This window comes from Halobaculum halobium, assembly GCF_030127145.1.
Lineage (GTDB): Archaea > Halobacteriota > Halobacteria > Halobacteriales > Haloferacaceae > Halobaculum > Halobaculum halobium.
The window spans coordinates 98,999-120,762 of the sequence record NZ_CP126159.1 but is presented as its reverse complement, the minus strand read 5'-3'; the positions used below and the strand labels follow the sequence as shown (position 1 = coordinate 120,762).

Here is a 21,764-nt window from a genome sequence, read left to right as displayed (position 1 = left end):
CGTTTCAAGGCTAAAACCCCGCCCCCTCAGAGCCGTGAGGATATCAAAGAGGTGAGAGCCACTGGCAGCAGTCTCGGTGGGAGCTCCGTCAGATCGACACGTCGACGTGCTGTTCGAAGGCGTGGGCACTCGCCAGCGCGGTCGCATCGTCGAAGGTGTCGCTGACGAACATCAGTCCGACTGGGAGACCGTCAGCCTCCCCAGCTGGAACGCTGATCGCCGGGTGGCCCGTGTTGTCGAAGGGGGCGGTGTTTGCGAGCATATTGAGCGCTCGATCGATCACCTCGACCCGCGAGAGATCGTGATCGACTTCGTGTGCGGTCTGCGGGGTGGTCGGCATCGCGAGCACGTCCACATCTTCGAGCGCCTCGTCGTACGCTGCGGTCAGCTTCCGGGCGAGGTTCTGTCCTTTCGCGTAGTAGTGCCCGCGGTACTCGTCCGAAAGGTACTGTCCGGCGATGAGGGTGAGCTTCATCGTCGTGAGGTAATCGTCCGCCTGTGCCCGCCGAGCGCGACCGAACGCGTCGGCGAACTGCGTGTCGTAGAACCCCTTCCCGTAGTGGCCGACACACTCCGCGTTCACCATCGCCGTGATCTCCTCGAGACCGATCGCGTTCCAGATCGGCAGGCCGTCGAGGTGCATCGGGACTGAGACCTCCGTCACCTCCGCGCCAGCAGCCTCGAACGCGTCAAGGGCGGATCGCACCGTCTCGTCGACACCAGGCTCGCTTTGCTCGTGACCGAAGCCCTCCGCAAGCACACCGACAGTGACGTCCACCGGCTCGACGCCCAACGCCTCGCTGTAGTGTTGTGTCGGGACGGCACCCTGGCGGGGATCGAGCCCGTCGGCGCCCGAGATTACGTCGAGCAGTAGCGCGCAGTCCTCGACCGTCGAGCACATCGGTCCGACGTGGTCGAACGACTGGCCCAACCCGGCGACGCCGGTGTATGGGACGAGACTGTGGGTGGGCTTGTGGCCGACGATCCCGCTCCACGACGCCGGAATTCGGATCGATCCACCCTGATCGCCGCCGATTGCCACGTCTACGTCACCTGTGGCAACCGCCGCTGCACTCCCGCTCGATGAGCCGCCGGCGATGTAGTCGGTATCCCGTGGGTTGAGTACCGGCCCTGTTGCGGAGAGTTCGCCGCTTCCCGACAAGGCCATATCCTCCATGTTGAGCTTCCCGGTGATCGTCGCGCCGGCATCGAGGAGTCGCGTGACGATCGTCGCGTCGGTCGAGGGAACGTATCCCTCGAACAGTTTCGATCCGAGCGTCATTTCGACGCCGGCAAGCGAGACGGAGTCCTTCAGCCCGACTTCATACCCGTCCAGTGGACCGTCGACAGCACCCTGAACCTCGCACTTACGGACGAACGCGTTGAGCGGATCCTCTGCAGTGTCCGGCTTGTACCCCGGATCGCGCGTGTGGTATTTGACCTCCGGCGTGGGGGCCGACAGCTGGTCGATCCGCTCGTACCCATCGAGCATCCCGTCGATGATGGCTGTGAAGTCGGCGACCTCGTCGTCGGACAGCGACATGTGGTGCTGCTCTGCTAACTCGCGGATCTCGTCGGGGGTCGGTGGGTCAACGTTCGGGGGGACGTCAGACATGACACGCAGTTAGTTGATGTGTGTTCACAAATAGCTACCCGTCGGGTGAGACACGACGGGGTACCGGTGATTCGCTGTCACCAGTGAAAGTAAGTGTTCACCAGGGTGGTCTGCGAGAGCACCGACTGCGACAGAGAGGGCTAAGTGCCAACTCCGACGTACTACGTTGGCTCTATCGACGTCCCATCAGTTAGGCCCCATTTGTAGTGAAGCACCTGCCATCTAGGTCTGTACTTGTACGAATGGGCCTCAGGCAGCTATTGATCTGCGCCATGTCCTACCCATAGGGAGTTTTAAATATACATGAAGATAAGCCAACATATGGGTGGAGTTAGCAAACAGTAGTGGGGAGTGCTCGAGTCTTGGAGTCCGACACTGTTCTCCCTCGCCGGGGGACTGTTCGTCGTCTTCGCAGCATTTTGGGCTGCCTTCGCTTTCACCGACTTGAGCTCGGAGATAGTGCAGAACGCGGTCGGTCCCGCTGGGTGGACCGCTGCGTTCGTCGGATTGCTGGGGCTGTATCCCGCTCTCGCCGACCAGAACCCACGGATAGCCAGTGCGGGTGCCGTCTTCGCTGTCTTCGGCCTCGTGGGGGGAACCTTTGCTACAGGGGGAAATCTCCTCTTGCTTATCGGCGTACTAAGCGAATTACCGGCGTGGCTGGCTCCGCTCCAGTTGCCCCTGCTTATTGGAATCGTCTTCGGATTTCTCACCGTCGGGCTCGCTAGCCTCCGGACTTCGGTGATGCCACGCCGTGTCGGTGTTCTGTTGCTTATACCAGCCGCCGTCTTCGTGGTGAACATCGTTCGAGTGGGGACGTTGGGATCCACGACCCCGATTTGGGCGCCATTCGTCCTCGGCAGCGGGCAGGCACTCGCTCTGTTGGGAATCGGCTATTCACTCCGTGCCGTAGCGTTTCCAGCCGACAGCGCCGCGTCCTCAGTCGACTCGACCGTCGGGTGATGAGTCGTCGTTTTATCGGCGTACAATCGACTGCCGAGTTGCCGTTGAGATTCTCACTCAGCGACCGCGAGTCAAGGCGCTGTCTCTACCGAGTAGAACGCTTGGTACGAGTATGTGTGAGACAGCCGATAGAGAGTTCCCGAAACTGTTTCCACCTGTGCCGTGAGCGGACGAACGTGCCGCACTTGCGTTTGAGGCAGGTGTTCACTTTCTCGTTCTGACTTCGCTGACAGTAGCGATCGGCGTTCCACCTACCATTCTCCGCCTTGTGAACTGGGAGAATCCTCGGTTCTTGATGGCGACGGCGAAATCTGTGCGTTGTGTTCTCGTGTTGTAGTCTCGTATGAATACTGCTGCTGGTGACCATCGGTAGTCAAGATAGCCACCTACTTCCAAAATAGTCGCCTATTCCAAAATAGTCGCGTTGTCTCAGCGGGCCGTCGACATCGTCATCGGTGGCCGGTACAAGAACCGCACTGTACGATCCCGGGACAGTCTCTCGGCCGGACTCTGCTGAGGACGGAACCAGCGTCGCCCCACCTCACAGTTCGATTATCGCCAGCTCCGCCTCCAACTCCGCGATCTCCTCGTTGTACGCCTCCACGAAGCCGCGGAACTGGGGTGCGTACTGGCGAACGTCGGCTGCGGAGGGTGCCTCGTACTGCGAGAGGAGGTAGACGCCACCGCTGCCGCCCGCCCGGAGATACGAGGTGCCGTCGCGGTCCCACTTCAGTTCCCAGCGAGTGCCGTCGACGCGGGCGGCGTACGTGCCGTAGTCACCGCCCTCGTAGCGGTGGAGTTCACCGGCCATCCGGTCGCAGGCCTCACGCACGGCATCGAGCACGCGGTCGCGCTCTGCGACGGCAGTCTCGGTGGTCGTCGCGTCCGGGAACTCGGCAGAGACGTCGTCGAGGACGCCAATCAGCGAGTCGACGTGTGCGTTATACGCGCGGACGAACGCGTCGTAGTCGGCGAGCGCGTCGGCCAGCGGTCCCGGCTCAGGCTGCCGTTTCGTCGAGATGACGTACACGTCTGAGCCGCTCTTCGGCGAAAATCGGAGGTACTCCAAGTCGCCGCCCTCGTACTTCACAGTCCAGGTCCCGCGGTCGGTGTCGAAGTCGGCGTCGCCGTAGTCGCCGCCCTGCAGCAGCGCGAGTTGGTAGGCGATCCGACCCGCGTGGTCGCGGACCGCCTCAACGAACTCGTCGCGTCGGTCGGCGACCGCGTCGACATCTGCGGGATCGGCCGGGGGCCAGTCAGTCACGGTCAACCGTGGCGACGCCTGGGCATAACCGACACGGTGTCGATCGGACGGTCAACCGAGTCGTATCCGCTTCGGCGTGCGTGACTCTGTTAGCTGTGCGTGAAGATGTACGCCTGTCCGTCGTCGACGCCGACACACAGGTCCAGTTGCTTCGACAGGTCGAGGCTCGTCGGGTTCTGTTTGCAGACGACGAGGTCGTCGAACGGGTCGCCACAGGCGGGACACGCCACCGCGACGGTGTTCTGGTACGACTTGATCGCGGCGTTGTCCTCGCGCTTCGTCAGCGACGTGAGCAACTCCTCCGTGTCGATGTCCATGTCACCCGATACGAGTCCCACCTATTCAATCATCAGGAATCGACAATGGAGTTCGCAGTACCGTTCGGTTCACACGCGGTCGATCACCGCCTCGGCGAACCGCGTCAGCGACGCTTCGGGATCGTCACCGCCGGCGGGCGAGACCAGTACGTGGTCCACACCCATCGCGTCGAGGTCGCGGAAGTACTCGACGAACCACTCGGCGCCCGCGCGATAGCCGAGGTGTCGGTGCTCCGGTCCCGCCTCTGGGTCGTCTGCGAGTTCGGTCCGGACCGCCATCGCGTACGGCGTCTCACCGGCGGCGGTTCGCCAGTCGTCGAGGGTCGATTCCAGCGTCGACTCGGGGAGGTGATAGAAGAACCATCCGTCACCGTTGTCTGCGATCCACTCGATCGACTGGCGGGCAAACCCGGTGGGTAGCAAGGGGATCGTTCCGCCGACTGGCTTTGGAACCACATCGAGATCACCATCGAGTTCGCCCCACGAGCCCTCGACTTCAGGGAATTCCCCGCGCCAGACGGTCCGGAGCAGGTCGACTGACTCGCGAAATCGCTCGCCTCGGTCGTCGATGTCGACGCCGAACGCCGGGAACTCCGGGTCGCGGTCCCCGGTGGCGATGCCCATCACCAACCGGCCGTCCGAGAGACGGTCGACCGTCGCGGCGCTTTTGGCGACGTGTAGCGGGTGACGGAGCGGGAGGACGACGCTCGCGGTGCCGATCGCGACCTCGTCGGTGTGGGCGGCGACGTGGCTCAGCCACGGCCAGGTGTCGTACGTCTGTCCGGCGTCACCGAACCGCGGCCAGTACAGCGGCACGTCCCGTGCCCACAAACCGTCGAAGCCGACTGACTCAGCGTGTGCGGCCAGCCGCATTTCCTCGTCGACCGCCGGACGCGATTCGCGGGCATCTGTCAGCGGGAAGCCCGCGCCGAACGTCAGCCCGTCACCGCCGAAGAGACGTTGGTACCCGCGAGTGTCGGAGGCGTCAGTCACGGGACCGTGTTTGCCCGGGAGGCGTATGTCGGCTCCGGTGTGGCTTTGCGACGCACCAGGTCGCCCGCACTTGGTAGAATCGGCCGTCGCCTCGGACACAACCGACGTAGGGCACGTCAGGAACTCGGCTGATCGGCCAAATGAACCAGTCCAAAGCCGCTCCCGTGCGGGAACCACCGCCAGTAGCGGTGACCGGTCGTGTGTCGTGAGGAAGAGAGTGACACTGTGTGTATTTTACCGCTCAACCCAATCGTTAGCTGAGGTTCGGGGAGGCCTCTGACACTCCGGAACTTACCCAAGCAGTTCCAACCTGGACTCTCCGTATTCTCAACTGTGCGATTCTTGTGCAGGATGCTCAGTCTCTGAGAGGGGTTACCGGGCGGCTGGAACAGCGCCTACTGACGCCACACCACAGGACACAAGTCACATCTGTGACACCGATTTAAGTACAACGCACTCTCACGACGTATCAAGAACGTCCGAATGGGCAGCGAACACATACCGCACGTACGGAAACAGCGGTGGACGACAGTGTCCGGATACGCGCTCTTCGTCGCGCTGATGGTCGCCGGCTACTATTACAACATCACGTTCGTCCAGTTGGGGCTCATCGACCTCGGCACGCGGCTCGTCGGGATGACCGAAACGGCCGTCTCGATGTGGATGGCTGCGCTCGCACTCGTGACACTCCTCGTCGCAGCCGTGACCGGCTTGACGATGGACCGAAGCGGTTGGAGCACGGACCTCCGAACGAAACTCCGACTGCTGTTCGGCGTCGTCTGCGTTCAGTTCGCACTCACGCTCGTCGCCCCGACGATTCGGACCGTCCCCGCGTTCGGCGCGTGGATCGTCTTCGCGTCGGTCGGGCTCGGTGTCGGCTTTCCCGTTTCCTTCTCGCTCGCCATCGATCTCGTTCCGGTTCCGGACCGCGGATACGTCGCCGCAGCGATCACGGCGATCGCATATTTTCTAGCGAACGCGATTTCGCTTTCCTGGTCAGTCGACGTTTTCAGTCGAGTACTGGTGGCCGCGATGGCACCGGGGCTCCTGCTGCTTGGCGTCCTGTCGTTCGCCAGTTTCGATCGTCTCGATGCGGTCCTCGACGCGCTCGGCGCGCAACACGAGCGGTACGGTACCGGACGGTTCTGTCGCGGGGAACCGATTCGGGCGCGGAATCTGGCGTTCGTGGTCCCGGTCGTCTTGATGTTCGGCGTGTTCTTCATCGATAGCCTCGGATTTCTTCGGATTATTGACACGCCGTCGCTTCTGCTGAGTTCCTGGCAGTCGCCGGACCTCTCGACGCGGCTGTTCATCGCCGCCGCACACGTCGTCGGCGCGGTGATGGCCGGGGTCATCTACGCGAACTACTCGCTCTCGCGGATCTTCCTCTGGACGTTCGCACTGTTCGCTCTCACACACGTCATGTACACGTCCGACCTGCGATTCGCCGCGGTGTTTCCCGCGATCGCGGGGAACGGAACGTCCCCGCTGAATCCCGCCAGCTACGCAGTCGCGGTGAGTTTCTACACGACGCTGAACTTCGCACTCTGGCCCGACCTCTCCACGCCGCAGACGATCGGCACCCATTCAGCGATCGGGATCGGCGTCGCCGGATGGCTCGCCACGTTCTCCAGTACCGCGCTCGCGCTGTACTTCCAGGCGACCGAGCTCACGCTCCTTTCACATCTGAACGTGGTGCAGGCACTCTCGCTACTCCTCTTGTTCGGGCTCGCCGTGGGTCTGTACGCGAGACGGATGGTCGAACTCGCTCGCGGCGACGGAGGTGCGAGCGCGTGAGTCCGACGGAAGCCATCCCGCTTCTCATCGTCGTCCTCCTCATGCTCTCCGTCGGCGGCGGCGACGTGCAAGAGATGTCCGTGACGTTCCAAGGCGCCACCGACCTCGATTCGCTCGCGGACGTCCACGTGGTCGCCGGCGGGACCACCACCGTCCCCGCGGACGCGACAGTGGACGGCGACATCTACGTGATCGGCGGCAGCGCAGCCATCGAGGGGACCGTCGACGGGGACGTGACTCTCCTCAACGGGAATCTCTCGGTAGACGACGCCGCGACTGTGACCGGGTCCCTTCAGACGTATTCGGGATCGGCCGCGGTCAGTTCGGATGCATCGGTGGGCCGCGTCTCCCAATTCGAGGCACCAACCCCTTCCAGTTCGCCCGCACAGCGGGCCGGGGGCTTCCTCCTCCAATTCCTCGTCCTCGGCGCGTTCGGGTGGTGGCTGGTCGACCGACACCCGCTCGTCATCGAGAACGTCGGCGCGGCGATCACCGACCACGCGCTTGTCAGCGCCGTCGTCGGCAGCCTCGGTGCAACGACGCTGCTCGTCCTGTTCGTCTATATGGCGTTCACCCTCGTCCTGCTCCCGCTCGCCATCGTCGGGCTGTTCGCCGAGTTCCTGACCATTCTCTACGGTCAAGCCGTGTTCGGGTATCTCATCGGAACGCGCCTTCCGATCGAATCAGACGGCGTCGCGACGCTCGCCGGAATCGGCACGCTCCTGCTCGCCCTCGAGCTCTTCGGGTTCGTACCGTTCCTCGGTGGACTCGCACAACTAGCGATCGCAGTCGTCGGGTTCGGCGCCGTGGTAAACACGTACTTCGGCCTCCAGCGGTTCGAGCCCATCACCATTCCGGGAGGAGCCTAGCCGTGTCGGTAGCCGCGACCGAACCCGACTCGCGTCGAGATATCCAGAGACACTTTCTCCGAGCCCGAGCGGTGCACTACGAGAGTCCCGGTGCTGCGACGGTCGCGGCTCCGAACTGTCAGGGTGATCAAATTTGCTCTGTCGAACTCACCAGAAGGGGACAGGAATTGCGTGCAACATACAGAGAGCATATTCAGCACGAGTTCCCATTCAGTCGGGTGGTGTCCCACTCGGCGTCGGCCTACGGTGTTGCTGGCAGTGATTGTCTCCCAAGCAACAGAGCTTCGATGGAACGCTGGCTTCTCAGCAAACCGCAAGCGTGTGTGAAGGGTTCACTAGGACCAGAGACGGTATAGTCACTCCAGTGCGAGAAGCCGCTGGCCGTCGCCAATAGCCGCGAAGACTGCGCCGTCGGCGATACTCACACCCGAGGCGGAGCCACCGCCGTGGCTATACTGCCACCGCAGTGGATCGATCCGCGCTCCGGCGACACCTGTTCCGCCGGAGAGTTTGTAGGCGAGGATGCTATCGCTTCCGCCGATGTACAGCGTGTCACCGGCGGCTGCGGGCACGCTGCTTGCAGCGTCATCGAACGTCCACTGTTCGCGTCCGTGGTCGATATCCAGCCTCGTGAGCCCACCGCCATCGGCGCCGTACAAGGCACCGTCAGCACGAACGAGAAGGCCCTGTGCAACCGGCCCGTCTTCGGCGTGCCAACTCACGCGACCGGCGTGGGCGGCAGTCCGCAGTTTCAGAACGCCCCCGCCGAATGTTGCAACGTACAGTGAGTTTCCCTGCTCGGCCGTCATCGCCGTGACGCCACCCGGGACCTTCGTTCGCCAGAGCCCACGGCCATCATAGACCATATACACTTCTCCACCTGTTGTCCCCGCCGTCACGCCAGCGACGTGCTGGGACACGAGGCGATTGATCTCCCCGTACACCGTCTTTCTCCATTGGACCGTCCCCGGCGAACTTGATGACCTCTCCTTGAGAGAAACCGCCAGGATAGTACCATCGAGAGTGCCGATGTACAGGGTGTTCCAATCGTATCCCGCCACTGGCGGAGCCGAGACTCGACTGGCGGTGTCGACACGCCATTGTTCCTCCCCTGATTCTACATTGAGTGCGATAACCCCTGATTCGGTTCCGACATATGCGCGCCCATTGTGCACGGCTGGTGGCTGATATTGGACGGCAGTTTCGTCCGGCTCTTCGTCTCGAAACCGCCACATGGACTCGCCAGTCACCGCATCGAAGGCTTCGACTCCGTACCACGTCGATTGGAGGGCCACGCCATCTGCGATGATCGGTTGGCCGATCGGCGTTCCCTCAAGCGGCGCGGTAAACCGCTCACTTGGTGATGAGCGTGGAGCGGCCGCCAAGGGGAGGTAGCCGGACCGCATGCGGTCAGCGCCGACCATCGGCCACGTCGTATCTGTCTCAGTGCCGGGGGTCGCTGCAGTTCCGTCGGTACTCACACATCCCGTGAGCGATGCGAGAGCCCCACCGTTGAGACCGGCGAGCACTGCGCGTCTGGAGGGCATCACTTCAACGTCTGGACCCGGTATAATATCTCTTGGCCCTGTTGGACTGCCCAGTCTGTGGGATGAGTCCACGATCGTATTGACCTGCTGGAAACGCACCGAGTCCAACGCCGATTTTCATTACGCCGCTTGTATCAGCTGCTGAGCGGCTCAACAGAGCCACTGTTTTTGAAGAGCGGACAGTTGAAACTGATATCCGATGACGGAGATCGTTAGCCTGGGCAGTATTAACATCGACAGGGTCCATCGAGTCACGAAGTCAACGCTGACTGATCTCCATGCGAACTTCGAGTGGTTTCCGGAATCCGGAGACACAGTCGCCGTCGCTGAGACCCCAGCAGAATTTGGCGATCTCCCGACGACGAGGTTCCACGGTGGGAAAGGCGCCAATCAGGCTGTCGCCGCAGCCGCTGCACAGGCGGAGAGTATGCTGCTGGGGAAGGTCGGTTCCGACCACGCTGACTTCGACGTACTCAACACGCTCCGGCAGTCCGGGGTCCGAGTCGACCAAGTCGGTGTAACGTCTGCAGAGACAGGAACAGCCCATGTCTTCGTCACCGACGATGGCGAAAACCGGATCGTCGTTCACGCCGGCGCAAACGAGTCCGTCGACAGCACCTACATCAGTGAGCAGTACGAGGCGATCCAAGCGGCTGAGTATCTCTTAGTACAAAATGAGATCCCGATTGCTCCTGTCTGTGATCTCCTCCAGACGCTTGCGACAGCAGAATCCAGACCGACAGTGATCGTCGATCCGGCACCAGTTGCTGGTGTAGAACGGGTGTTTGACTGCCGTGCGGTCGATATCGTGACGCCCAACGAACGCGAGTGTGAACGATTGCGCGGAGCGCTGGAAGCCTTTGATGGGACGGTAATCCATACGCGTGGCGGAAACCCTGTTCACGTCGACAACGGAACCCAATTCAGCGTCGATCCACCGGATCTGCCACCTGTCGATACAACGGGTGCGGGTGACACATTCACGGGGTTCCTTGGCGGACGGCTTGCCCAGGGCGACTCGCTACGAGAAGCGGTTGAGTCCGCGACTGTCGCCGGAGCATTGTCAATTCAAGAAGCGGGGGCTCGCGGTGCCATTCCCCCGTACTCTGCAGTGCAGGCGTGGCGGGCGGCCGAGTAACTAGTTCCACCTGTAGACTTTGTGGTGCCTCACTCTAGCAAACCGAATCCATCTGAAGTACGGCGGAGGTGCGTCGCACGGGTATTGTCGACCCGGAGGTATACGACGGCGACACGACGGACACGTCTTTCGTCCACATCGGAACGAAAGTCTACGTGCAGTCGGGGCTGCCGGACGATCCAGAAGCCGACGCCGAGCACAGCACAGTCCCCGGTGTGGATCTCGGTCTCGACCAAATCGCCCCCACGTCCACCGGGACGTTCTGGAGCGGTGTCTATTCGATTGCGCCACTCACTGCGATACGCTCGTCAACGCCTTTCTCCCGAGGTGTGACTGTCTGGCTATCATGCGACGCGGTTCCGAAGCGGCTCTCCGGACTGGTACTGTCGAAAGATCTCTTCGGCCAACTCGGCGAGGTCGCGGTGGTAGCAGTTCGTGGTCGACCCCTGGTGGGGGGAGACGATCACCTCTTCGAAGTCCCACAGTGGGGAGGATTCCGGGAGCGGCTCCGTCCGAAACACGTCGAGTCCGGCGCCGGCGATGACGCCGTCATCGAGGGCGGAGATGAGCGCGTCCTCGTCGACGACGGGTCCCCGCGCGACGTTGATGAGGTAGGCGTCCGAGCGCATGTGCTGAAACTCTGCCGTCGAGATCATCCCTTCCGTTTCCGGAGTATCGGGCACCGCGAGGACGACGAACCGAGCATCGCCGATCGCCTCGTTGAGCTCGTCCGGCGGATAGATAGCCGAGACGCCCTCGACCGACGCGTCCGAGCGGCGGACGCCGACGACGTCCATTCCGAGGGCGCTCGCGCGGGTCGCGACTCCCCGACCGATCGTTCCGAGCCCGACGACACACACCGATTCGGTATCAACGGTGAACGGACGATCGTACGGCGGGTCGTACCACTGGCGACGGGTCTGCTTGTCTCGATAGACGTGGAGCCGACGCGCGAACATCACCATGTACCCGACGACCAGCTCGCCGACGGTCGTGTCGTGAATTCCCGTACTGTTCGTCAGGGGCGTGCCGGCGTCCTCGTACGCCTCGGTGTCGAACTCGTCGTACCCCGCGCGGATGCAGTGCACCCAGCCGGCGTCGATGAACCCGTCGCGTGGTCGGTACGACGCGACCGCGTCGGTCTCGTCGAGACCCGCGTCGTCGCCGACAATCTCAACGGGTACGGGGAGGTCGTCGAGCGCGGCGGCGAACGACTCGATCGGGACTTTCTCGTCGACGCTCTCGTGGACACAGAGTCGCTCCAGCGGGTCGATACGTGGCACGTCGCACCCACGATGCTGTCGGATAATCAACCTTCGTACGGGCGCCAGCACGCGACCGAGCGGACACCCACCGACGAACGCTCCGCCGACTTCACAGCCGTGACTGGAGGTCGGAGACGACCGCCTCGGTCCCCTCTGACCCCCCGAGGTCCGGAGTCCGAGGCGCCGACGAAGCGGCGAGTTGATCCACGACAGCGTCCCAAAGCGCGTTTGCCGTCCGTCGCTCGCCGAGATCTTCGAACAGGAGCGACCAGGAGAGCACCGTCGCGAGGGGGTTCGCGACGCCTCGGCCGACGATGTCGGGGGCACTTCCGTGGACCGGCTCGAACATCGAGGGGTACTCGTCGCTTGGATGGACGTTCCCCGAGGGCGCCAGCCCCATGCTCCCGGTTATCTGTGCGCCGATGTCGGTGAGGATGTCGCCGAAGAGGTTCGAGGCGACCACCACGTCGAACTCGTGGGGGCGGCGGATCAAGTCCATCGCTGCGGCGTCCACGAGCAGGCGCTCGACGTCGACCGACGGGAACTCCCGGGCCACGTCCGCAACCACGTCGTCCCAGAAGACCATGCTGTGGGCCTGCGCGTTCGACTTCGTGATGCTGGTCAGGTGTCCCTCGCGTTCGGTCGCGGCCTCGAACGCTGCCCGGACGATCCGTTCGGTCCCGCGCCGGGTGAACAGCGCAGACTGGACGGCAGTCTCGTGGGCCAGCCCCCGGTGTTCTCGTCCGCCGACGTCAGCGTACTCTCCCTCCGTGTTCTCTCGGTAAACCACGAAGTCGATGTCGCCGGAACCGTAGCCGCGGAGCGGGCTCTCGATGCCCTCGAAGAGGACGTTCGGTCGCTTGCAGACGTACTGATCGAACCCCTTCCGGATCGGCAATAGGAGGCCGTGCAACGTCACGTGGTCGGGCACCTCCGGGTGGCCGACGGCGCCGAGGAAGATCGCGTCGAACCCTTCGAGGCGGTCGAGCGCGTCTTCGGGCATCATTTCGCCGTGGTCGAGGTAGTACTCGGTCCCCCACTCGAAACGCGTCGTCTCGAAGGTGACGCCCGACGCGGCGGCCGCATCCTCGACGAGGGGAAGCGCTGCGTCTACGACTTCCGGACCGATCCCGTCGCCGGGGATGACAGCGATGTCATGTGTGGCCATGGCGACCCGATTCGGCGGATGTGCATTTGAACCTTGGTCTCGCGTGACGAGGTCGGTCTCGGAGTAGGTCTCGGTAGCTGAGGCCGACCCCGCGCCGGGCCCGCCGGCCCAACGGGTGGCACCCGGTTCGGCGGTGTCAGCTCACTCGGCGTCGGCCCGGTAGTACATTTCACCGTCGACAAGCAGTCGAGCGGTGCGGCTGACGCGGACGCGTTCGATAGTCGGTTCGCCCGCGCTGGTCCCCGTTTCGGTGCCTATCGTAATCGTTCCCTTCGGATGACCGATGGTCACGTCCGGTCCGTCGCCGGGTCGGGCGAACTCAGCCGGGATCGTTCCGCCGAGGCGGGTCGCCGCGGCGAGACACATCGCGCCGGTCGTCGCGTAGGAGTGGTGGGGCGTCTGCGTCGTCACGATGCGGGAGGTGACGTCGACGTCGGCGGCGTCGACGCGGTCGCCAGAGACAGTGGCGTACGACTGGGGCTCCGACACCAGCGCGACCTGCGGGACCGCGGCCCGCTGGTCAGCCGCGTCGCGTCGGTCCTCCACGAGGCCGAGGCGCTCGCAGACGGCCCCCCGTATCAGTTCGAGTCGATCGAGCAACTCCGGGTCGTTGAGCTCCTGAGGCAGCTCCGTTCCGTCGAGTCCGAGGTCGCGGGCCCTGAGGAACACGTTCGGGTTCGCTACGTCGACGATCGAGACGGCGTAGTCGTCGCCGACGACGGTGACCGTCTCGACGCGCTCTCCGGTCGGGAACAGGCGACCGGTGACCGCGCCCGCTGGGCGTCGGAAGTATGAGTCGATCCGGGCGCCAGTCCCCGGGACGCCGTCGACCCGGTAGTCGCCGCGGACAGCCGGCTTGCCGTCGGCGACGGGAACGACTTGGTCGACGTACGTCTCCGTGTTCGTGTTGTAGAGGGTTAGCTCAGTCTCTGGGGCCGCGGTGTCGACGAGCCCCGAACGGAGCGCGAAGACGCCGACGCCGCTCGTCAGGTTCCCGCAGTTCCCCGACCAGTCGACGACGGCGTTCTCGATCCCGATCTGCCCGAATGTGTACGCGACGTCGGCGTCGTCGCGATCGCTCTCGTCGACGATCATCACCTTGCTCGTGTGAGAGTTCCCGCCGCCGATCCCGTCGACTTGGAGCGGGTCGGGCGTCCCGAATATGTCGATCAACACCTCGTCACGCCGCTCGCTGTCGTCCGGCAATTCGCCGGGCGTCACGTACAGCCCCCGGCTCGTACCGCCGCGGATCAGCGTTCCGTCGAGGTGCTCTTGGTGCGTCGGATCGGCCATGCCGCCGGGTTCACGGTCGTGTACCGTAGGCGTTGTGTCGGATCGACTTCCCTCGGAAGTGGCCAGTCCTCGGCTCAGAAATAACGCCGACGGAGAGATCGCAGACCGGGGGGCAGATCGACCCAGAGTTCTCCGTCGCCGCCGCTCAGCCCGTCGTTTGTGCTTCCAGAAAGCACATTGCGCCGCCACTGGGAGAGTCGGACATGCGACGTCGCGCCCTGTTGGCCGCGCTCGCCGGCGCTGGTGCCCTCACCGCCGGCTGTCTCCGGGGCGGCGATGCCGACCATAGGAACCGACGCACCGACGCATCCACGGCGACGACCGCCACGACGGGGACTCTCCCAGCGAGTGAGTTGCGCGTCGACCTCGACGCGATCCAGCCGGCACTCGTCGAACTGGACACCGACTACTACCGACTCGTCGCGGGATCCGACCGCCAGTACCTCGTGCTGTCGGTGTCCGTGGACTCGGGATCGCCGCCCTCGCGTTCGGCCCTCCGGTTCCGGTTCGACGGGGAGGAGTACGCGCCGTGGCAATGGGAACAGATTCCGGCACGCCAGTCGAAGGGGTCGGGCGACGAACAGTACACCAACCAGATGGGGACAGGCTGGGTCGCGTTCGACCTCCCCGCGGCTGGCGATGCGAGCGACGCCGCGCTCGTCTGGCCGGCCGGCACGTGGCGACCGGACGAACAGATGCGGCGACTCCTGGCCGAGCCGGCACCGACGCTGACACTGGACGAGTGGCGAGTGCCGGGGACAGTCTCACCCGGCGGCACAACGGTGTTCGAGTTCGCGGTCAGAAACGATGGCGAGGTTCCCGGCTGGTTCGTCGGCGGCGTCAACGCCGACGGCTGGTACCCACATCGGCCTGTCGCACACCTCTCGCGCCGGGTGCCTCCCGGGGAGACTGTCACGTGGGAGGTCGCCGGCGAGCCAATTGATCTCGTGGAGGAGAGCTGGTCTGAGCAGGTCGGGGACGGGGAACCGGACGTCGAGTACGAACTGGTCTGGCCCGGCGGCAACCGACGGCGCTCCGTCCGCGTGGCTGAAGCGGAGCGAACAACCGGGCCAGCGGACAGCGGCGCGCACGAGTGGTGAATGGCTGTCGTAGCGGTACCCCCGTCGAGCCGGCGTGTTCCCCATCCACACCGCGTGCTCGTGTTCAGTCCTCGTCGGTCGCGAACCGCGCTTCGAGGTCATCGACAGCCGGCTTGCCGATCAGGTCCGTGTAGTAGTCCCAGTCGACGACTGCGTCGGGAGCCTCGTACTCCTCGGGCGTCTCGACGGCTGTTTCCAGTTCCGCCAGCGCTCGCTTCATCCCGGCGGTCGCCGCGGCGGTGATGAGCCGCGGGTAGATGACGACGTCGACGCCGATCTCCTCCAACCGCGCGGCCGGGATCAGCGGCGTCGTCGGACGGCTTCGAACACCGAATCCCATATTCACTGAGAGTGGTGCGTCCACCTCCGCAGCAACCCGTCGGATGTCCTCCTCGGAGCGCAGCGCGTCCGCGAAGACGACGTCCGCGCCGGCGTCGGCGAACGCGTTCAGCCGCTCGATCGCCTCCTCGAGGCCGAGCGGTTCGGTCGCGTCGGTCCGCGCCTTCAACAGTACGTCGGGCGCGTGCTCGTCGCGAGCGTCGGTCGCAGCCTCGATTTTCGCCACGGCTTCGTCGAAGGGGATGACGGACTTGCCCGCCATGTGGCCGCACCGCTTGGGCCACTCCTGGTCTTCAATCATGACGGCCGCCGCGCCGGCGTCTGCCAGCCGCCGGACCGTTCGGTGGACGCTGACCGCGTTCCCGTAGCCCGTGTCTGCGTCGACCCAAATCGGGATATCGACCGCGTCAGCGATCTCTCGCGACTGGTCAGCGACGTCCGGGAGCGTGAGGAAGCCGACGTCCGGCTGTGCCAGCCGGCTGTTCGAGACGCCAGCCCCCGACAGGAAGCCCGACGCGAACCCCTGTTGCTCGACGAGTCTCGCGCTGATACCGTCGTACACGCCCGGTACGACCGCGATACCCGATTCTTCGACCGTCTTGGCCAACTGCTGACGCCCGTGCATACGGGCCATCCACAACCCGTCCATAAAACATCGATCGGACGGGTCAGAGTAGTGTCTCAGGCCGTGTCGGCCAGCCAGAGCAGGATAGAGAGACCGGTCGCAGCGAGCAGCGCCGCGGTGAGGAGGCCGAACGCCGGCCGGAGTCCCACTGTCTCGGAGAGAACGCCGACGAGGGCAGGGGAGGACGCGCCGGCGACCATCTGGATCGTCCGCACGGCGCCGAGGCTCCCACCGGCGACCGAGGTAGGGATGACTGACATCAAGTACGCGCCCCGAACGGGGCGGTAGCCGTGCGCGCCGATCCCGAGACAGACGACTGCCCCGCCCAGCGCGAGCGGACCGCCGACGCCAGTCAACAGGAGGACCGACCCCAACCCGACCGTCGCGAGCCCGACTGTGAGAACGATTACCGGGAGCGTTCCGGTCCGGTCGCTGATCTCTCCAGTGAGCAACTGTACGAGGCTCACCGCAAACAGCGCGCTGAACAGGAGGGACGCGGTGGTCGAGCCGAATCCGGCCTCCCGCGTGAAATACAGCGGGAGGAAGGCGATCGTGGCGTTATACGCGAACGAGAACAGGCTCGTGACGAGGACGAACACGGAGAAGCGCCACTCCCGGAACAGCGCCCCGTACTCGCGGACCGGGGCGGCGGCCTCGGCGTCAACCGACCCCTGGTCAGCGTTCTCGTCCGTGTCCTCGTCGGGCAGCCGTTCGGGAACTCGGACGACGAGGGCGACGGTGACACCGACCCCGACGAGCCCGGCGAGGAGGAACGTCGTCCGCCAACCGGCGCCGAACACCGCGGGTGAGCCGGCGAACAGCACCACGGCCGCCGGTGCCGCGGCGCCTCCGAACGCCCCGAAGGTGTCGAACACGCCGAGCACTCGGCCCGTCTGGCCGGGATACGTTCGAGAGAGCACCTGCAGGCTGACGGTCTTGAGGGGCCCGGTCCCCGCGCCGATGATCAACATCGCACCGATGAGCACGGGGAGCGGGCCGTCGACGGCCAGCGCGAGCGCCCCGACGGCCGCGAGCAACGACCCCCCGCCGATGACGGCCACGGGGCTGAACCGATCGGCGAGCAAGCCAGACGGGAACTGGAGAGCCGCGTAGACGAACAACAGGGCGCTGAATGCACCACCCAGCATAGCGGCGGAGACGTCGTAAACCGTCCCGAGACGTTCGAATAGCGGCGGGAACGCGAAGCGGACGAACTTGCCGAGGAACCACAGGACGGCGGTGATAACGACAGCGTCGAAGCGGCCGAGCCGACGGACCAGCGACGTGGTCACGGTCTGTCACCGTCGGTGTGTCCGTCTCTCGAACCCGACAGCTGGCGCGCCTCGGTATCCGGACGAAACGGGGCATGAGCCGTCAGCGGACACGTCCGGCGGGAACGATACTGTCTCCCTGCCGCCATATACCCGATCGGTGTGATCCGAGGGTTCTTAACATGGTACGTGATAGACCGCGACAAGGATGGTTCGACGTGGGCACGATAACGACTCCGCGGTGAGTGTCGATGTCCGCTGCCGGAGCGTGACCGATCCCCGAGCGTCCTCCTGCGGGACGAGCGAATGACGCTCCTCACCGTCGAGGACCTCGCGGTGCGGTACGAAACGCGTGAGGGGTCGCTCCACAGCGTGAACGGCGTCTCGTTCAGCATCGGCGACGGAGTCAACTACGCGCTCTCGGGCGAATCTGCATCGGGGAAGTCGACGACTGCGAAGGCGATTCTCGGGCTGTTACCCGACCACGCTGTGGTCGAGTCTGGTCGGATCGAGTTCGAGGGACGGGACCTCCGCTCGTTGACGTCCTCACAGCGACAGGACCTCCTCTGGGAGGAGATTGCGTTCATTCCACAGACGGCCATCGACGCGCTCGACCCGGTGATGACCGTCGGCGCACAGACGAAGCAAGCGATCCAGACGCACCGAGAACTCTCTGAGGATAACGCCGACCGCCGGGCACGCGAACTGTTCGAGACAGTCGGGCTCGATCCCGAGCGGATCGACGACTACCCCCACCAATTTTCGGGGGGAATGCGCCAGCGGGTCGTCATCGCGATGGCGCTCGCACTTGACCCGAAACTGATCATCGCCGACGAGCCGACGACCGGGCTCGATGTGATCGTCCAGGACAAAATCATCGACAACATCCTCCAGATACAGGAGGAAACCGACAGCTCGCTGCTGCTCATCACCCACGACATGAGCGTCATCGCCGAGACCTGCGACGAGATGTCGGTGATGTACGGCGGGACGGTGATGGAGCAAGGTCGCGTCGAGAACCTCCTGATCAACCCTTCGAACCCGTACACGATGGGGCTGAAGAACGCGTTCCCGGCGCTCGACGACGACGGAGACGACCTCGTCTCGGTTCCGGGGAAGCCCCCGAGCCTCGACGAGAGTCCAACCGGGTGCGTCTTCGAGCCGCGCTGTCCGTTCTCGACCGAGGAGTGTTCGACGACCGAGCCGGAGGTGGAGCCACTCCCCTACCGGGATCACAGCGTCGCGTGCCACAATGCCGACCGCGCGGCTCGGATGCGCCGCGACGCCGAGGACGCCGCGACGTGGGGAGGATCCACGGAGGGCTCGCGGTCCGACTCGGGCGAAGTTCTGCTCGAAGTCGACGGGCTCTGCAAGTGGTACGAGCGCTCGGAGTCGCTACTGGGGCGGCTCCCCATCGGCGGCGTCTCGCCGACCGTAACGGGGATCTCGAGCAGCGTCCGCCGGTGGTACAAACAGCGCGGGGAGATCCTCGGCGAAGTGTTGAACGACGACGAGTCGCACGTCCGTGCCGTCGACGGCGTCTCGTTGTCGGTGTCGCGCGGAGAGATCCTTGGCGTCGTCGGCGAGTCCGGCTGTGGTAAGTCGACGCTGGGCCAGACGCTCGCACTCTTAGAGAAGCCGACGCGCGGGGGATTCACCTTCGACGGGCGCTCGCACGAGCACTACCAAGACGACAACCTCCAGTCGTTCCGCCAGAAGCTACAGATCGTCTTCCAAAATCCCTACGACTCCCTAAACCCGCGGATGACCGTCGAGCAGTTGGTCGGGGAGCCGCTGACGATCCACGACTACCGACGCGACGAGCGCGACTCGGCCGTCTGCGAGACGCTCGAACAGGTCGGGATGGCGCCGGCAGAGCGCTATCTGGACAAGTACCCGAACGAACTCTCGGGCGGACAGCGCCAGCGGGTCGCCATCGCCCGTGCGCTCGTCATCGACCCCGACTTCCTCATTTGCGACGAGCCGGCGTCGATGCTCGACGTGTCGCTCCAAGCCGAGGTGCTCAACCTCCTCCGGTCGCTCGCGAACACCGAGGGTATCGGCGTCTTGTACATCTCTCACGACCTCGCGAGCCTCACGCAGATCGCCGACCAGCTGTCGATCATGTACCTCGGGCGGTTCGTCGAGACGGGGCGGACCGAGCGGATCGTGAGCGACCCGAAACACCCCTACACCGAGGCGCTCCTCTCGGCGGTCCCCGAGACCGACCCCCGGGGGAGCCGTCAGCGGGTCCTTCTCGACGGGAAGCCCGCTGATCCGGAGGACGCGCCGACGGGGTGCCGGTTCTCCCCCCGCTGCCCGAAGTCGACCGAGCAGTGTCGGTCGGCGGAGCCCGAACTCGACGTGTGGACGGGGACTGACCACGCGGCGGCGTGTTTCCACCCGACGGAAGACCCAGTGACGGGTGAGGCTGCGCGGGTCGGCGACGCGGCTGACGACTGACCGGACGGGGGCGTCCCCGCATTTTTCACCCCGATACGCGTGGTCTCCGTATGGTTCGACGCTCGCTGTTGTACTCCCCGGGCGACGACCGCGAAATGCTCGAGACGGCAGTCGAGACAGATACGGACGCGGTCATCTTCGACCTCGAGGACGCGGTCGCGCCGGACGCGAAAGCGGAGGCGCGGCGAACGGTCCGCTCGGCGCTCGATGATCTCACGGACCCAACTCCGAGCATCATGGTCCGCGTCAACCCCTACGACCGGACCGGACGGGCTGACGTCGACGCGGTCGTCGGCGACGTGGCCGATCCGCCCGACGGTATCGTCCTCCCGAAGGTGGACGACCCCGCCACCGTGGCGGCTCTCCACGACCGCCTCGCCGACCTCGGGGCAGGCGACGTCGACATCATTCCGCTGATCGAGACGGCGGCGGGCGTCGTCGCCGTCGAGGAGATCGCGGCCGCACCCGGCGTCGCGGCCGTCGCGTACGGCGATCAAGACTTCACCGCCGACGTCGGCGCGACCGTGACAGACGACAAGACGGAGTCGCTGTACGCCCGCCAGCGGACCGTCGTCGCCGCGGCGGCCGCGGGCGTCGACGCGCTCGACACCGTCCACACCGACATCGAAGATACGACCGGGCTCCGAGAGCAGACCGAGTTCGTCGCCGACCTCGGGTTCGACGGGAAGCTCGCGATCCACCCGGGCCAGGTGCCGGTTATCAACGAGGCCTTCACCCCGACCAGCGAGGAGATCGACTGGGCAGAGACGGTGCTCGCCCGGCAAGATGAGGCCAGCGAGGGGGGATCTGGAGTGTTCACCGTCGACGGCCAGATGATCGATCCGCCGCTGGTCGAGCGCGCCCGGACGATCGTCCGTCGCGCCGAGGCCGCCGGGATCCGATAGCCGCGTCGGCTCTCTCGCTGCTCACCTCGGTGGCTTCCGCTCCAGCCCCTCGCAGTTTCTCTCGCCGGCCCAGCAGGTCACGAGACGGGGTGCTCGGACGCGATCCGCTCCATCGCCGCGCGAAGCCGATCCCGGTAGGTGTCGAGGTCGTCGGACTCGATCGGGTTTCCGTGGATCGGCGCCACCGCGGTCACGTCGTACGACGCGAAGATGTCGTCGAGCGTGCGGTCGACCTTTTCGGGGGCGACGTAGCGGAGCCACACGAGGTTGTCCCGGTGGTACTCGTACACGCGCTGTGCGGGAGTCCCCTCCGCGAAATCACCCGAACGGTAGTCACACTGACCGGGATCGTGGTAGTTGCCGAAACCGTCAGCGGTGAACAGCACACCGTCGCCGTGATCGTAGATCCACGTTGTGTGCGACCGATCGGCCAGCGGCGGGTCGATGAAGCTGAACTCCCGTCCCTGGATCGTCAGCGACCCGCCGATGTCGCACTTGCGGGCGTCCGGGAGCCCCTGTTGGGCCGGCGAAGCCGACGACGCGACGAGTTCGACGTTCCCGGTGTCGCCGCCCAGCGGCGAGACGTTCGCCGCGTGGGGGTAATCCGAGTGTGAGAGGACGATGGCGTCCGGGCCGTCGCCGTCGGTCGCCTCGTCGACGGCGGCAGTGATCTCCTCGCGATGGTAGAACGACCCTGAGTCCACGAGCACTGTTCCCTCCGGTGCACGCAGGAGATACAGCGAGACGTGCTCGTGGCCTCCCTCGTGGTCGTAACACTGATTGATCCACTCGACGCTGGGCGTGACTTGGACCGTCATGCGCGTCCCTCCGC

General features: G+C 64.9%; 18 protein-coding genes and 1 pseudogene. 7 read left to right on the top strand and 12 right to left on the bottom strand.

What is annotated here, in order from left to right:
* Nucleotides 1-88: 88 nt before the first annotated feature.
* Nucleotides 89-1,615 (bottom strand): amidase, encoded by a 1,527-nt coding sequence (locus tag P0Y41_RS15580; protein ID WP_284063706.1) that lies wholly within the window; start codon nt 1,613-1,615, stop codon nt 89-91.
* 351 nt (nt 1,616-1,966) lie between these two features.
* Here P0Y41_RS15580 and P0Y41_RS15575 point away from each other — a divergent pair, with 351 nt between their 5' ends.
* The gene (locus P0Y41_RS15575; RefSeq protein WP_284063705.1) at nt 1,967-2,578 is read left to right on the top strand and encodes a hypothetical protein; all 612 of its coding nucleotides are present in this window, start codon (nt 1,967-1,969) and stop codon (nt 2,576-2,578) included.
* Between the two features lie 85 nt (nt 2,579-2,663).
* On the opposite strand, the pseudogene P0Y41_RS15570 reads toward P0Y41_RS15575, so the two are convergent.
* The 4 genes and pseudogenes from P0Y41_RS15570 to P0Y41_RS15555 form a co-directional block, all read right to left on the bottom strand.
* Nucleotides 2,664-2,852: pseudogene (locus tag P0Y41_RS15570) on the bottom strand (IS5/IS1182 family transposase); the annotation flags it as partial.
* A gap of 267 nt (nt 2,853-3,119) precedes the next feature.
* On the bottom strand, nt 3,120-3,842 hold the full coding sequence (locus P0Y41_RS15565) for a profilin-fold protein (protein WP_284063704.1): 723 nt from the start codon (nt 3,840-3,842) through the stop codon (nt 3,120-3,122).
* 89 nt (nt 3,843-3,931) lie between these two features.
* Nucleotides 3,932-4,159 (bottom strand): DUF7385 family protein, encoded by a 228-nt coding sequence (locus tag P0Y41_RS15560; protein ID WP_159663903.1) that lies wholly within the window; start codon nt 4,157-4,159, stop codon nt 3,932-3,934.
* Between the two features lie 69 nt (nt 4,160-4,228).
* Complete coding sequence (locus P0Y41_RS15555; protein WP_284063703.1) at nt 4,229-5,152, bottom strand: TIGR03571 family LLM class oxidoreductase; 924 nt, start codon at nt 5,150-5,152, stop codon at nt 4,229-4,231.
* A 561-nt stretch (nt 5,153-5,713) separates the two neighbouring features.
* Here P0Y41_RS15555 and P0Y41_RS15550 point away from each other — a divergent pair.
* Nucleotides 5,714-6,949, top strand: a complete 1,236-nt coding sequence (locus P0Y41_RS15550; RefSeq protein ID WP_284063799.1) for an MFS transporter — start codon at nt 5,714-5,716, stop codon at nt 6,947-6,949.
* Nucleotides 6,946-7,818: a DUF8173 domain-containing protein gene (locus P0Y41_RS15545; RefSeq protein WP_284063702.1), complete on the top strand. Its 873-nt coding sequence runs from the start codon at nt 6,946-6,948 to the stop codon at nt 7,816-7,818. Before P0Y41_RS15550 ends, P0Y41_RS15545 begins: the two co-directional genes overlap by 4 nt.
* Nucleotides 7,819-8,174: 356 nt before the next feature.
* Here the strand turns inward: P0Y41_RS15545 and P0Y41_RS15540 are convergent, their stop codons facing one another.
* Entirely contained in the window at nt 8,175-9,365 is a 1,191-nt protein-coding gene (locus P0Y41_RS15540; protein ID WP_284063701.1) for an outer membrane protein assembly factor BamB family protein, read from the bottom strand.
* 199 nt (nt 9,366-9,564) lie between these two features.
* On the opposite strand from P0Y41_RS15540, the gene P0Y41_RS15535 reads away from it, so the two are divergent.
* Entirely contained in the window at nt 9,565-10,503 is a 939-nt protein-coding gene (locus tag P0Y41_RS15535) for a PfkB family carbohydrate kinase (protein WP_284063700.1), read from the top strand.
* A 344-nt stretch (nt 10,504-10,847) separates the two neighbouring features.
* On the opposite strand, the gene ddh is transcribed toward P0Y41_RS15535, so the two are convergent.
* From ddh to P0Y41_RS15520, 3 genes are all read right to left on the bottom strand, one after another.
* Nucleotides 10,848-11,777, bottom strand: a complete 930-nt coding sequence (gene ddh / locus P0Y41_RS15530) for a D-2-hydroxyacid dehydrogenase (protein ID WP_284063798.1) — start codon at nt 11,775-11,777, stop codon at nt 10,848-10,850.
* Between the two features lie 100 nt (nt 11,778-11,877).
* Nucleotides 11,878-12,936, bottom strand: coding sequence for an isocitrate/isopropylmalate dehydrogenase family protein (locus tag P0Y41_RS15525; protein WP_284063699.1), 1,059 nt, complete (start codon nt 12,934-12,936; stop codon nt 11,878-11,880).
* 141 nt (nt 12,937-13,077) lie between these two features.
* Nucleotides 13,078-14,229, bottom strand: coding sequence for a 2-methylaconitate cis-trans isomerase PrpF family protein (locus P0Y41_RS15520; RefSeq protein ID WP_284063698.1), 1,152 nt, complete (start codon nt 14,227-14,229; stop codon nt 13,078-13,080).
* 203 nt (nt 14,230-14,432) lie between these two features.
* Between P0Y41_RS15520 and P0Y41_RS15515 the strand changes: the two genes are divergently transcribed.
* Complete coding sequence (locus tag P0Y41_RS15515) at nt 14,433-15,329, top strand: hypothetical protein (protein WP_284063697.1); 897 nt, start codon at nt 14,433-14,435, stop codon at nt 15,327-15,329.
* A 64-nt stretch (nt 15,330-15,393) separates the two neighbouring features.
* Here the strand turns inward: P0Y41_RS15515 and P0Y41_RS15510 are convergent, their stop codons facing one another.
* Together P0Y41_RS15510 and P0Y41_RS15505 are read right to left on the bottom strand one after the other, a co-directional pair.
* Nucleotides 15,394-16,293 (bottom strand): isocitrate lyase/PEP mutase family protein, encoded by a 900-nt coding sequence (locus P0Y41_RS15510; RefSeq protein ID WP_284063696.1) that lies wholly within the window; start codon nt 16,291-16,293, stop codon nt 15,394-15,396.
* Between the two features lie 56 nt (nt 16,294-16,349).
* The gene (locus tag P0Y41_RS15505; protein ID WP_284063695.1) at nt 16,350-17,585 is read right to left on the bottom strand and encodes an MFS transporter; all 1,236 of its coding nucleotides are present in this window, start codon (nt 17,583-17,585) and stop codon (nt 16,350-16,352) included.
* Nucleotides 17,586-17,870: 285 nt separating this feature from the next.
* Between P0Y41_RS15505 and P0Y41_RS15500 the strand changes: the two genes are divergently transcribed.
* The gene (locus P0Y41_RS15500; protein WP_284063694.1) at nt 17,871-20,027 is read left to right on the top strand and encodes a dipeptide ABC transporter ATP-binding protein; all 2,157 of its coding nucleotides are present in this window, start codon (nt 17,871-17,873) and stop codon (nt 20,025-20,027) included.
* Between the two features lie 50 nt (nt 20,028-20,077).
* On the top strand, nt 20,078-20,932 hold the full coding sequence (locus P0Y41_RS15495; protein WP_284063693.1) for an HpcH/HpaI aldolase/citrate lyase family protein: 855 nt from the start codon (nt 20,078-20,080) through the stop codon (nt 20,930-20,932).
* A 77-nt stretch (nt 20,933-21,009) separates the two neighbouring features.
* Here the strand turns inward: P0Y41_RS15495 and P0Y41_RS15490 are convergent, their stop codons facing one another.
* Nucleotides 21,010-21,750 carry an MBL fold metallo-hydrolase gene (locus tag P0Y41_RS15490; RefSeq protein WP_284063692.1) on the bottom strand — a complete coding sequence of 247 codons (741 nt, stop codon included), beginning with the start codon at nt 21,748-21,750 and terminating at the stop codon, nt 21,010-21,012.
* Between the last annotated feature and the right edge of the window lie 14 nt (nt 21,751-21,764).

Excerpts from the sequence above, each read along its gene's own strand:
- P0Y41_RS15490 (WP_284063692.1), bottom strand. The coding sequence starts at position 21,750 with ATGACGGTCCAAGTCACGCCCAGCGTCGAGTGGATCAATCAGTGTTAC.
- P0Y41_RS15495 (WP_284063693.1), top strand. The coding sequence starts at position 20,078 with ATGGTTCGACGCTCGCTGTTGTACTCCCCGGGCGACGACCGCGAAATG.
- P0Y41_RS15520 (WP_284063698.1), bottom strand. The coding sequence starts at position 14,229 with ATGGCCGATCCGACGCACCAAGAGCACCTCGACGGAACGCTGATCCGC.
- P0Y41_RS15540 (WP_284063701.1), bottom strand. The coding sequence starts at position 9,365 with ATGCCCTCCAGACGCGCAGTGCTCGCCGGTCTCAACGGTGGGGCTCTC.
- P0Y41_RS15515 (WP_284063697.1), top strand. The coding sequence starts at position 14,433 with ATGCGACGTCGCGCCCTGTTGGCCGCGCTCGCCGGCGCTGGTGCCCTC.
- P0Y41_RS15535 (WP_284063700.1), top strand. The coding sequence starts at position 9,565 with ATGACGGAGATCGTTAGCCTGGGCAGTATTAACATCGACAGGGTCCAT.
- P0Y41_RS15525 (WP_284063699.1), bottom strand. The coding sequence starts at position 12,936 with ATGGCCACACATGACATCGCTGTCATCCCCGGCGACGGGATCGGTCCG.
- P0Y41_RS15500 (WP_284063694.1), top strand. The coding sequence starts at position 17,871 with ATGACGCTCCTCACCGTCGAGGACCTCGCGGTGCGGTACGAAACGCGT.
- P0Y41_RS15580 (WP_284063706.1), bottom strand. The coding sequence starts at position 1,615 with ATGTCTGACGTCCCCCCGAACGTTGACCCACCGACCCCCGACGAGATC.
- P0Y41_RS15550 (WP_284063799.1), top strand. The coding sequence starts at position 5,714 with ATGGTCGCCGGCTACTATTACAACATCACGTTCGTCCAGTTGGGGCTC.
- P0Y41_RS15560 (WP_159663903.1), bottom strand. The coding sequence starts at position 4,159 with ATGGACATCGACACGGAGGAGTTGCTCACGTCGCTGACGAAGCGCGAG.
- P0Y41_RS15510 (WP_284063696.1), bottom strand. The coding sequence starts at position 16,293 with ATGCACGGGCGTCAGCAGTTGGCCAAGACGGTCGAAGAATCGGGTATC.